This is a genomic window from Glutamicibacter sp. NPDC087583, assembly GCF_044743685.1.
GTDB lineage: Bacteria > Actinomycetota > Actinomycetes > Actinomycetales > Micrococcaceae > Glutamicibacter.
On sequence record NZ_JBIUWY010000004.1, the window covers coordinates 254,104 to 266,093 of the forward strand.

Sequence of the window (11,990 nt, forward strand, 5' to 3'; positions counted from 1 at the left end):
GGACTACCTAACCTGGCGGTATGGGCTGGCAACTTGATTGCTGATTAGGCTGTTGCTACGAATGAGATCTTACCGCGCCACTGGCCGGGATCACGCGGTTAAGATGAATTTAAGAGAAAGCAGGTGATGGCATGCCGAGGACAATGGATCGGCGGTCAAACGACGACGGAATTTGGTGGAGCCGGTTCCTGCCAGCCAGGCTCCGCCGCATCAAGCGATTGGAAGTGGCTGTCACAGGGATGGTGGCAGTTTTCCTGCTGCTTTTCTATGTGGTCAACCTGGGCAATGATTTCAGCTCTCCGCTCTTCCAGAAGCTGGCGGTAGCCAGGGTTGCCGGGGCGCTGGGGCTGGTGATCGCCGTGTGGTGGATGCTGGATCGTTTTCCGTTGTGGATCGCCTATCTCGGGGCCCTGGCCGAACTGTCGGCCTTCGTGGTCTTCGTGGGTTTTTCGCTCAACCATGAGCAGATCGTCTTCAGGCTCCAGGAATTTCCGCTCATCGCACTGTACATGTCGTGGCTCTTTCCCCCGGCCGTCACCCGGTGGACCATCTACCCGATCATGGCTTTCACGATTCCCTACTCGGTGTTCTTCGGCCCTGCTGTGGGCACCGAGCACCAAAGCGGGCTGTTGAACGTGCTGAGCTTGGTCTTCTTCACCGTCGCCGGGATGTTCGTCGGCCTCTACGTCAAGCGCCGGTTCCGCCAGCAAACCCAGATCGACGCATTGACCGGGGCCTTGAACCGCGTCGGGCTGGCCGTGCGCGGCGATGCCGCCTTGCTCTCCTCCCGGAAATACCGCAGGCCCCTGGCTGTGGCGCTGCTGGACCTGGACGGATTCAAGGAGATCAACGACCAAGGCGGCCACGAAGCCGGGGATCTTGCCTTGAAGCAACTGGTGCGGCATCTGCGCAGTGCCACGCGGGCCGGGGACCTGGTCAGCCGCTTGGGCGGCGATGAATTCGTGCTGGTTTTCCCTAATACGACCCGTGGCCAGGCTCAGGTGCTGATGGAGCGCATCGAGCTTACATCGCCGCTGGCGTGGAGCTTCGGAACGGCAGAAGCCCGCACGGATGACAACTTGAGCACGATGATTCTCCGTGCCGACCGGGACATGTACTCCTCCAAGCGCCTGCGGACGGCCGAACGCGGGAAGAGCGCGGAGGGAAGCTGAGCTCCGTGCCCTAGTTCAGCTTCCCGCCCAGGCGGTCCTGCATCTTCTGGCTGGCCTCGTTCAGGCCGCGGATTTCCACGGTTTTCCCGTAGTTCCGGTACTTGGTGCGGATCGAGTCCAGGGCGGCGATGGTCGAGGCGTCCCACAGGTGCGAATCGGACATGTCGATGATGACCTTCTCGGGGTCCTGCGCGTAGTCGAACTGGGTGTACAGGTCGTTCGAGGAGGCGAAGAACAGTTCGCCGTTGACCTTGTACACGGCGGCATCCGGGGTTGCGCTGCGATCCACGGTGACCATATGCGCCACCCGATTGGCGAAAAGCACCATCGCCGAGAGGATGCCCGCCCCTACGCCGATGGCCAGGTTGCTGGTGATCACGGTGAGCGCCACGGTGATGGCCATGACGAAGGTTTCGCTCTTGGGCATCATCTTCAGCGTGCTCGGTCGGATGGAATGCCAGTCGAAGGTGGTCGCCGAAACCACGATCATCACCGCCACCAGGGCCGCCATCGGAATCTGCGCGACAATGTCGCCGAGCAGCACCGCGAGCAGCAGCATGAAGATGCCGGCGAAGGCGGTGGAGATGCGGGTGCGCCCGCCGGAGACCTTCACGCCCACCATGGTCTGGCCGATCATCGCGCAGCCGCAGATGCCGCCGAAGAAGCCGGTGACGATATTCGCGGTGCCCTGTGCCCAGGACTCGCGGGTCTTGCTTGACGGGGTATCGGTGATGTCATCGACCAGCTTGGCGGTCAGCAGCGATTCGAGCAGCCCCACGAAGGCCACCGCGATCGCGTAGGGCGCGATGATCTGCAGGGTCTCCAGGTCCAGCGGCACCCCGGGTAGGTGGAAGAGCGGCAGCGAATCAGGCAGTTCGCCCTTGTCGCCCACGGTCGGAACGGCGACCTTGGCAAAGATGGTGATCGCGGTGAGCACCACGATGGCGATCAGCGGAGCCGGAACCGCCTTGGTGATCTTCGGGAAGAAGCACACGATGGCCACGCCCAGGATCACCAGCGGGTAGACCATCCACGGGACATTGCGCAGCTCGGGCATCTGCGCCCAGAAAATCGAGATGGCCAGGCCGTTGACGAAGCCGATCATCACCTGGCGCGGGATGAAGCGCAGCAGCTTGGCCACGCCCAGCAGCGCCAGCGATACCTGGATGATGCCGGCCAGGACCACCGTGGCGAAGAGGTATTCCACCCCGTGGGTACGAACCAGCGGGGCGACCACCAGAGCCACCGCGCCGGCAGCTGCCGAAATCATCGCCGGGCGCCCGCCAGTGATCGCGATGACCACCGACATCGTGAAGGACGCGAAGATGCCCACGCGCGGGTCGACTCCGGCGATCACGGTGAAGGCGATGACCTCGGGGATCAGTGCCAGGGAGACTACCAGGCCGGCGAGCAGCTCTGTCTTGAGCAATCGCGGGGACTTCAGGGTGCGTAGCACCGACTGTCGTTGCAGGGGCGTCAGTTCAGCGGTCGCGGTACTCACCGGGGCTCCGTTTCGTCAGATGTCCCAGGGAAGGGAAATTGGGAACCCGTCTACGTTATCGCACCTATGCCCGATTGGGCTCAGGGCTGCAGATCGGACGCAGGCGCTGACCGTCATTCGGGAGGTACGCGCTCGCCGGTTGGGAGAATGAACAGATTGCTCAACAGTCAGAGCCCAGGCCTGGTACTCTCCACGAGGTCTTTACTGAGAAAGCACCGTTTCCTGCCAAATTACGCTGCGGAGCCAATCAATCCACGGTGGGTTGTGGTTACGACTACTGAATGTTCCTATCGACGAGATTTCCATTCCGCTGTCGAAGTTTCGTGGTGACGAGCGGTGCATGCTCGAATCCACATGGAGGAAGGTCGGTACTTTGTTCGCACGGATTTCATCAGTGCTGCGCGGTCCTGCGAATCGTTACTTTGGTGCCGGTGAGGGGTGAATATCAAAACTGCCGTCACAACCCTGCTGTGGGTCTGAGTCGGAGAAATTGAAGCGCACGGTAGGCACAGCCGACTTATTTAACTGCTGAACCAGATCGTATGGCCTCCATCGGCATGCCACATGACCGGAGGCCAAATGCAGTGTCTGAATCACAATATTGAATTGTAGGCTCGATGGCTCGTCTGCTGGTCTGACAGTCGGTTGCATGAGCAATGCTGAAAATTTCAGCGATGTTCGGTACGGGTCAACCTGTCTCCTTTGGTGCGGCCATCATCACGCTGAGAAGCCACGCCTGGTTTGCCCCCTTTTCACGTTTGGCAACTTCACATACTGGCGTAAGGAACTGGATGCTTATCACAAAAGCTCGCCGACACCGCGAAGGTTTATTTCACCGAGGCTGACTCTGTGCAGATATTGACCCGGTGCTTCTTGCTCAGCGGTGTCCCGACTGCAATATAGGCCTGTAGGCTGTGGGGACTCCATGATTCCGAAGATTGGATTCCCATCGCCATCCTCGTCGTACGGCAATAAAGTAGTATGCGTGAGATACAGAATGCCGCCCCCTGACAGTTCCGTGCCTTCAGTATTCTGGACCTTCCGAGCTTCCCAGCTGACTTGAGTTTCTGGGTACTTTTCCTGAATCTCATAGCATTCACGCTCACTGGCCACGATCGCAATTATTGGCTCTATGTGTTCTAGATCTGGAAACGGGCTGGGTTGTTTACCGTAGGCAACGAAAACCATCAGTTCCTCTGAATATTTCGATCTAAGACGATTCTTGATTTTTGTCAGGATATTGCTTAGAGGCGGCATCGAACCCCCTTCTGCACAGGAGCATAAGCATCAGCATAGTAAGTCTTGCCATTGTAGACAATTGTTCCGAGGGTGCGACCTGACCAAGTGGTCGTTTTTGCAGATTTACATGTCAGCGCGTGATTTGTCTGCTGGAAGACAGTCGGGTAGTAGGTGCCATTATGTTTACCAGCTTTTATCTTTTGGGCTGGCTGGCCAATCGCGCGACCACCCTTGACCCACCACGCAAGCCGCTTAAAACGTGCCTGGGAAGAATGGTGGATCGCAGTGACTTTCTTGGTGCAATAGGTAGTGGATTTGAAGCCACCCGTCTCGTACTTCCCGGATTTTCTGGTGTGAAAACCTTCGGCCACGATCTTGCAAGGCCCATAGTTAACCTTTGCCATGGTCCCCACGTTGAATCCCGCTTGACGCAGTTCATCCATCATGTTCATTTTGGCTACTGCTTCGGCAGGTGATGCCGCTTCAATGTAGTTGGATTCTGCAGAGGTCTTGGGCCGCGCCTTCGTATTTCTCGATGGTTAGACATAAGGTTCTGCTTACAAGGAGCCCATAACCGTCAGCCGGAGCTGCGATATAGGAGTCAAGCGAAATTAATAGTCACAATTCAGTCACTCCGGATGTTTTTAAGCCCGACGTTAATGCATATAGGACAGGCTCGACTTAGCCCCTCAGCCGACCGATTCACATCGGGGTCACTAAATCAGGTCGCAGATGGCACCTAGATCGTAAGACTTGTGGACGGACCAGGCTGTTGCCGAGGACCGCGGATAAAAGTATTGAGAAATTCAGGACATGATAGCCCCGGGGGGCGAATCGGGGTTAGATTCACGAACGACTTTCAATGCCAAAATGTATACCCTTTTCGATATGTCCATCCATGAAAGCGTGTGTGAGCGGAGCCAAAAGTTGCAGGTGAGCGAGCTGCGATCGACCGGAACAAGTGTTTGCCGAACGTGGGGTATCGTCATGGTAAGTAGTGCCTCCGAGGTGGAACAAGGGCAAGGCGCTATTGAGGCCAGAGGGCGGGTCGTTGATCCAATCTGTTCAATAAAGGGCGAGTAGCTCTGTAGGGCAACTCACTTAAAGTGGGCACCCAACTACCCGACTATCCGCCGGCCGGTTAAAATCGTAACCCCGGCGAATTGCTTTGCCGGGGTTACTCGATCATCACTCGCACCTTCATGAGGTATTTACCACTGTAGGGTGCAAAGCTATGCCGGCGCTGAGCGCCAACTGCAGGTTTGGGGAATTGCTTCAACTCCATGAGGGCGGGCCGCAGGGCCGGCGGACTGCTGGACACGAGCAAAAAGGTTCTGGATACAGAAACTGGCACTGTCGCAAGACCGACAGTGCCAGTTTCTACGTCATCACTCGCACCTTCATGAGGTACTTACTACTCTAAGTTGGCATTCTGTGGATGCGGTAAGCATGCACTGCGCGTAGGCCATGGATCCCTGGAGATGAACTAGATCTTCTCTGGGGCGGGCTTGGCCAGTGCCGGGATGCACAGGGCGATCAACCCCGCCAGCAACGAGATCCCGGCACCGAGCCACAGGGTCATGTGGAACCCGGCCTCGGAGGGCAGCACCGTGCCGTGGAAGTCGGTGGTCATCTGGGCCAAAACCAGGCCAATCACTGCCGCACCCGAGGTGGTACCCAGCGAACGCATCAGGGTGTTGAAGCCGTTGGCGGCACCGGTTTCGCTGCGTGGCACTGCGCCTATGATGATGGCTGGCATTGCGCCGTAGGCCAGGGCGACGCCAGAGTTGATGACCAGGCTGGTGATCAGCAGGCCCCAGAGGCTGCCCATGCCAATCTGGCCTACCGCGTAGCCAGCGGACATGATGAAAATACCCAGCACCAGGGTGAACTTTGGGCCCTTGGCGCTGGTCAGCCGTCCGCCCACAGGGGAGAGGAAGAGCATCATCAGGCCGGCTGGAGCCATCCAGAGGCCGGCGGCCAGTACGCCCTGCCCCAGTCCGTAGCCTGCCTCGGTAGGCATCTGCAGGATCTGCGGCATCACCAGCGAGCTGGAATACATGCCGAAGCCCACGAAGATCGAGGCGATATTGGTCAACAGCACCCGGGGTATTGCGGCGGTGCGCAGGTCAACCAGCGGTGCACTGGTGCGTAGCTCCCATACTCCCCACAGCAGGAAGACGATGACCGCGCCGATCAGCAGGCACAGTACCAGCGGGGAAGCCCAGCCCCAGGTGGAGCCCTTGGAAACGCCTAGCATCAGGGCGATCAAGCCGATGGCCAGGCCGATGGCACCAAGCCAATCGAAGCGGGTTTTCGCGCCGATGGTTGGAATTGCCGGAATGAACTTCAAGATCAGTGCGGCCACCACAACGGTAATCGCCGAACCGAAGAAGAACAGCACGCGCCAGGAAGAGAACTCGATCAGCGCTGCGGAGAGCGGCAGACCGATCGCACCGCCCACACCCAGGGTGGCTGAAACCGTGGCGATGGCTGCCGGCAGATGCGCCTTATCCACGAGGTCGCGCAACATTGCGATACCCAGAGGGATCATGCCTGAACCAAAGCCTTGCAAGGCCCGGCCGATGATCATGACGGTGACATTCGGTGCCAGGGCACAGATGATTCCGCCGAGGATCAGCGGGATGGCCAGGATCAGGATCATTCGGCGTTTGCCGAACATATCACCGAGACGACCGGAAATCGGCATCACTACGGCAGCTGCCAGCAGGGTCGCGGTGATGATCCATGCGGTGTTATCCGGTGAGGTGCTGAAGATTTCAGGCAGCTGGGGGATCAGTGGGGCAACCATCGTCTGGGTGAGCGATGAGGCGATGCCTGCCGTGGCGAGGATGCCGACGGCGAGTCCGGATTTTGGATGTCCGGTGGGGGTGGGGTTGGGCACAAGAGCCTTCCGGGATAAATGTGTAAGCTACATACTGTATGTATTTTACACATTGGAGAAGTTCGGAATGAAGCGCCATCTGGAACAGATCGAATACGAGCAGCTCATGCTCAGCCGCTACACCATCGCGCAGCAGCGCCAGTTCGGTGGTGTCGATCGCAGCGTGTACCTGCTGATGAGTCGCATTCAGGCCCAGGGTCCGCTGAGTATCGCGGAACTAAGCCACGGGCTGAGGCTGGACAACTCCACCCTGCAACGCCAGGTAACCCATGGAATCGACGATGGCTACCTAGAACGCATCGCAGATCCCGATGGCCATATTGCGCGTAAGATCACGCTGACCGACCTGGGGTTGGCGAAGCTGGAGCATGCCCGCGAGGTAACCCTCCATGCCCTGGATCGAATCCTGAATGAGTGGGAGGCTGAGGACGTTGAGCAGTTCGCCGGCTACCTGCAGCGCTTCAACGCTTCCATCGAGGAGTACCGCGACTCCCAGCGGGACTAATCACGAACTTGGTTAAAGAAAGATTCCCGCCGGGCAATATCCGACGGGAATCCTTACGATCATCACTCGCACCTTCAAGAGGTGTTTTAAACTCTAATGCCGCTTTCTGTGCCATTCCTTTGGCAGAGCTAGCTATTAGCGATGCACGTGAAAAGCTTCTGCGAGCCAGACAAATGCACATAAGCAGGCCCCGAACTTCGCTCGAACTACAGTCAAAAGACCATAGGTGCAGGTCTCAAGAGTGCCTAGGCTGATGGGTATGACTTCAACCCAGCATTCGATGCCCTGCAAGGTGGCCATTGTGCCCGACTCCTTCAAGGGAAGTGCCCGCGCCAGCGGGGTAGCTGCGGCCTTGGCACGAGGCTTCAGCAAGGGTGCGGCTAGCCGGTCGCGGGCAGTCGAGATTACCGCGGTGCCCTTCGCCGACGGCGGCGAGGGAACCCTTGAAGCGCTGATCGACACCTGGGGGACCGAGGCGATCGCACTGGAGACCACCGACGCCTTGGGGCGCCCGGTCACCTCCCGGCTGGGGCTTTCGGCCGACGGGAAAATCGCGGTGGTGGAAGCGGCCGAAGCAGCCGGGTTGCCTCAGGTGAGCGACGTGCCACGGCAACCACTGGATGCCACTACCTATGGGTTGGGCACACTGGTATCTCACGCGCTGGATCTAGGGGTCACCCGGATCATCCTGTGCCTAGGCGGTTCAGCAACCACCGATGGCGGAACGGGTTTGCTCAGCGCGCTGGGCGCAAAATTCTTGGACGCCAACGGGGAGCAGCTTCCCGCAGGGGGCGGGGCGCTGAACCGGTTGTCGCGGATCGACGTTTCGCAGCTGGATGCCCGGGCCGGGCAGGTTAACTGGCAAATTGCCTGCGATGTCACCAACCCGCTACTGGGCGCCAAGGGTGCGGCTGCGATCTTCGGGCCGCAAAAGGGCGCCAGTGAAAATGATGTCCAGGTTCTGGATCAGGGGTTGGCGCAACTGGCCGATGTCTTGGAAGCCGATACCGGCCGGGCACTGCGTGAGCAGCCGGGCATGGGGGCTGCCGGCGGGATTGCGGTGAGCCTAGGGTCCTACTTCGAGGTGGAGCTGGTGCCGGGCTGGGATTTGGTGGCCAAGGTACTTGGTGCCCATGAAATTCTGGCCGACGCTGACCTGGTGATCACCGGTGAAGGCCGGCTGGATGCGCAATCCTTGGACGGCAAGGTAGTCTCCGGGGTGTTGCAGGCTGCCGGTGAACAGGCCGAGGTGATCGTGGTGGCCGGTTCGGTGCAGCTGTCCGATGAGCAGTTGGAGGCCTCGGGAATCCTGGCCGCGTACTCGATTGCGCCAGGCCCGGCCACGCTGGCAGAACTTTCAGCAGACACCATGGAACTAGCCGAGCGCACAGCTTTCAGCGTGGCCCGAACCTTCCTGCGCTAGACGCTAGAAAATATCAAGCTTGAGCAGGCCGGCATTCAGAATAATCTTGGCCGAAGCCTCATAGTGGGTTCGCAAGCGCGCAGCCAAGGCAGGTGCATCCCGATCAAGTGCCGCCTGCAGTATGGCCTCATGCTCGGCCTCAACATTTCGGTGCGTGGCACCCTGCGAAGCGGCCGCCCAACGCCGGTAGAGCAAGGTGGAATTGGCCAGGTTGGCCGACAGCTCAAGGATCGGCGGGCAGGCGCATGGAGCCAGCAGCAGCTGATGGAAATCGCGGTGCGCCTTACCCCATTCAGGGGTGAACTGCTCCGGGTTATCTTGTTGCCGGCGCGGTGCCTTGGACAGCCTGTAATGCGTGGCAATCAGCGCGGACTCCCACTCCAGATCCCCGCGGGTGATGGCCAGATTGACCGCCAATTCCTCGGTGACACAGCGCAGCTCGGTCTGATCCTGCAACTGCTGCAGGTTCAGCTCCGGTACGAAAAATCCGCGGTTGGGGATCGCCGCCACCAAACCCTCACCGGAAAGCCGGGTGAGGGATTCGCGGATAACGGTGGTGCTGGTGGAAAAACGCTGGGCCAGATGCGGGGGAGCCAGGCGCTCGCCGGGCATCCATGCGCCATCGAGGATGGCTTCGCGGATGCCGGATAGGGCAGCTTCTGCTGGCTTAGCCACGAGTTCCTTGCTTGGCGGCACCGAAGGTGCGCAGCACGGTGGCCTTGGCGCTGAGCGCCTCCAGAAGCTGGTCGACCTCGCGTGCTGGTGCAATGCCTGCTACATAGTAGTCTGGACGCACCAGCAGTACGGTACCGGTGGCGGTATCGAAGACCCGGTTGATGTCCTTGGCCCTCACGCTATCGCCGTCCTGATTGGTGAAGACCAGCTGGGATCCGGCAGCCACCTCAATGGTGTTCCAGCCGGCCGACAGCAGCTCGTCGAGCATCACAGTGGCGCCATTGACCTCAAGGTTTGGCTGCGGAAGCATGCGACCGGCAAAGTTCTGGGCCAGGTGCGGAACCCCGGAAACCGGTGCGGCGACGGTGCCGGTGGTGTAGTGAGGCTGCTTGAGGAAGCGCATGCCGGTTAGCCAGCGGTTCAGCGGTGGGATGATGCGGGTGCTGGTGACCACGGCATCGCGCACGCGGGTGATCACGGGGTTGGTGTTCATCACTACCCAGCCGATGCGCTTGGAAAGCTTGACCATTTCCTCGGCATGCGGGCGACGCTCGGTTTCGTAGTCATCGATGAGCACTTCGCTTGCTTCACCCTTGATGACCGCGGCCAGGCGCCAAGCAGCACCCACGGCGTCGCGGATGCCGGCGTTCAGCCCCTGCCCTGCGAAGGGCGGCATCAGGTGCGCGGCGTCGCCGGCCAACAGGATGCGTCCCTTGCGGTAGGTGTCGGCGATGCGCTGGTGTGCGGTGTAGACCGCGGCGCGGCGTACGGAGACCACGTTGGTGTCCTGGAATGGTGCGACCAGGGCGGTGATGGATTCGGGGGTGATCATCGCGTCGCCATCTTCGTGATCGAAGAGCATGAATTCATAGCGGCGGCGGCCACCGACCCCGGGGACCACTACGGCCGGGCGCTGCCCGTTGCAGTGGAAGGACGCGAAAGGTTCGGGGTTGCCCGGCACATCCAGCAGATCCACCACGATCCAGCGTTCGGTTTGGGTGGAACCCTGCAGGCCGATGCCCAGTTCGCGTCGGGTGAAGGAGCGACCGCCGTCGCAGGCAAGTACCCATTTGGCTTTGAACTCGAGGGCGGTTTCTTCGCCTTCTGCTACTGCGTAGGGGTTCTGCCCGGTGTCTGCTGCCTTGGAGCCGTTGAATCCGGTGGTGGCTTCGCCGGTGCGGGTGGCGTGCACGATCACGTGGTCGGCATGCTGTTCGATCCTGGTGGCCGCGGTGGCGTAGTGCAGGCCCAGGTTCTGGCGCAGTGTGGCGGCCTCGTAGAGCAGGCCTTCCATGATTGGCTGGTCGAACTGGCTCTTGCCGGGCTGACCTAGGCGGGGTTTGCCGGGGCGAACGTCGGCAATGACCTTGCCGCCCAGGCCGAAGTAGCGGGCACCGGTGTCCATGAGCATCTGCGGTCCCAGCTCATCCATGATTCCCAGGTGCGCCATGACGCGCAGGGTTTCATCGGTGGCGCTGATGGCACGTGGCTCATCGCCACTGCCCGGGTTCTTTTCGATCAATGCAACCTGCAGGCCGGTATCTGCCAGCAGGTTGGCGGCGGTCAGGCCGGTGGGACCCGAGCCGATGACCAGGACGTCGATTTCATGAGACTGTGCCACTGCCCGCTACTTCCTTTGTGCTTCGTGTATTAACAGTGCGCGGCTGCGCGTCAGGCGGTGGCGCCGGCGGTGGCCTGTGCGCCAGCCAGCAGCGTAGCCTCGTCGGCCACGGTGTTGCGCAGGATGCCCAGGCCGGTGATCTCGACCTCGACGACGTCGCCGTGGTTGATCAGGCCCTCTGGACCGTAGAACAGGCCCACTCCGCCCGGGGTGCCGGTGACGATCACGTCGCCCGGGTTCAGCTGGGTGAAGCCGGTGACGTAGTTGATCAGGGTCGGGATGTCGAAGACCAGGTTGGATACCGGGGCGTTCTGGCGCACTTCGCCGTTTACGCGGGTTTCCAGTACGGCGGTGGTGATGTCGCCCAGATCGGCTGCAGGAACCAGGTACGGTCCGAAGCCGCCGGTGCCCGGGAAGTTCTTGCCCGGGATCCACTGGCTGGCGGCCTTCTGCCAGTCGCGCACCGAGAAGTCGTTGTAGCAGGCGTAGCCGGCGATGTGGTCCCAGGCGTCTTCCTTCTCCACGTGGAAGGCTTCCTTGGAGATGACCAGGGCCATTTCGCCCTCGTAGTCGAACTTGGTGGTGGAAGTCGGCTTGACCGCAGGAGCCAGGTGGCCCATCTGCGAGTCGGCGAAGCGGGTGAAGACGGTCGGTGCGGTCTGCCCGGTCTTGCCCGACTCTTCCTGGTGGGCCAGGTAGTTCACGCCGATGCAGATGATCTTGCCCGGGTTGGTCACCGAGGGCAGGAAGTCGATCTCGGCCTCGGCAATGGTTGGCGCGCCGGACAGGTCCAGCTGGGTGCCGAAGATGCCCTTTTCGATCGCGTCGCGGGTATTGGCGGCCAGGTTCTTGCCGGTGGGGCCCAGATCGTAGACGGTGCCGTCGATGGACACGCCCCAGGTTTCGGTGCCGTCAGCTGCCTTGAAGGATACGTACTGCATGGTGGTGC

The 11,990-nt window shown here is 60.5% G+C and carries 10 protein-coding genes; 3 read left to right on the plus strand and 7 right to left on the minus strand.

Annotation, left to right across the window (positions count from 1 at the left end):
* Nucleotides 1-224: 224 nt before the first annotated feature.
* Nucleotides 225-1,172 (plus strand): GGDEF domain-containing protein, encoded by a 948-nt coding sequence (locus tag ACIOU9_RS12670; protein WP_166650757.1) that lies wholly within the window; start codon nucleotides 225-227, stop codon nucleotides 1,170-1,172.
* 10 nt (nucleotides 1,173-1,182) lie between these two features.
* On the opposite strand, the gene ACIOU9_RS12675 is transcribed toward ACIOU9_RS12670, so the two are convergent.
* From ACIOU9_RS12675 to ACIOU9_RS12690, 4 genes are all read right to left on the minus strand, one after another.
* Nucleotides 1,183-2,673: a SulP family inorganic anion transporter gene (locus ACIOU9_RS12675; protein WP_332486448.1), complete on the minus strand. Its 1,491-nt coding sequence runs from the start codon at nucleotides 2,671-2,673 to the stop codon at nucleotides 1,183-1,185.
* 798 nt (nucleotides 2,674-3,471) lie between these two features.
* Nucleotides 3,472-3,930: a hypothetical protein gene (locus ACIOU9_RS12680; RefSeq protein ID WP_332486450.1), complete on the minus strand. Its 459-nt coding sequence runs from the start codon at nucleotides 3,928-3,930 to the stop codon at nucleotides 3,472-3,474.
* Complete coding sequence (locus tag ACIOU9_RS12685) at nucleotides 3,918-4,364, minus strand: hypothetical protein (RefSeq protein ID WP_332486452.1); 447 nt, start codon at nucleotides 4,362-4,364, stop codon at nucleotides 3,918-3,920. Before ACIOU9_RS12685 ends, ACIOU9_RS12680 begins: the two co-directional genes overlap by 13 nt.
* A gap of 1,034 nt (nucleotides 4,365-5,398) precedes the next feature.
* Entirely contained in the window at nucleotides 5,399-6,817 is a 1,419-nt protein-coding gene (locus ACIOU9_RS12690) for an MFS transporter (protein WP_402697120.1), read from the minus strand.
* Between the two features lie 67 nt (nucleotides 6,818-6,884).
* On the opposite strand from ACIOU9_RS12690, the gene ACIOU9_RS12695 reads away from it, so the two are divergent.
* Both ACIOU9_RS12695 and ACIOU9_RS12700 read left to right on the plus strand, forming a co-directional pair.
* Nucleotides 6,885-7,322, plus strand: coding sequence for a MarR family winged helix-turn-helix transcriptional regulator (locus ACIOU9_RS12695; protein WP_105656474.1), 438 nt, complete (start codon nucleotides 6,885-6,887; stop codon nucleotides 7,320-7,322).
* A 259-nt stretch (nucleotides 7,323-7,581) separates the two neighbouring features.
* Complete coding sequence (locus tag ACIOU9_RS12700; protein ID WP_166650758.1) at nucleotides 7,582-8,745, plus strand: glycerate kinase; 1,164 nt, start codon at nucleotides 7,582-7,584, stop codon at nucleotides 8,743-8,745.
* 3 nt (nucleotides 8,746-8,748) lie between these two features.
* On the opposite strand, the gene ACIOU9_RS12705 is transcribed toward ACIOU9_RS12700, so the two are convergent.
* From ACIOU9_RS12705 to ACIOU9_RS12715, 3 genes are read right to left on the minus strand one after another with little or no spacing between them, the layout of a single operon-like run.
* Nucleotides 8,749-9,420, minus strand: a complete 672-nt coding sequence (locus ACIOU9_RS12705) for a GntR family transcriptional regulator (protein WP_133833886.1) — start codon at nucleotides 9,418-9,420, stop codon at nucleotides 8,749-8,751.
* Complete coding sequence (locus tag ACIOU9_RS12710) at nucleotides 9,413-11,041, minus strand: FAD-dependent monooxygenase (protein WP_133833887.1); 1,629 nt, start codon at nucleotides 11,039-11,041, stop codon at nucleotides 9,413-9,415. Before ACIOU9_RS12710 ends, ACIOU9_RS12705 begins: the two co-directional genes overlap by 8 nt.
* A gap of 50 nt (nucleotides 11,042-11,091) precedes the next feature.
* Complete coding sequence (locus ACIOU9_RS12715) at nucleotides 11,092-11,982, minus strand: fumarylacetoacetate hydrolase family protein (protein WP_105656470.1); 891 nt, start codon at nucleotides 11,980-11,982, stop codon at nucleotides 11,092-11,094.
* Between the last annotated feature and the right edge of the window lie 8 nt (nucleotides 11,983-11,990).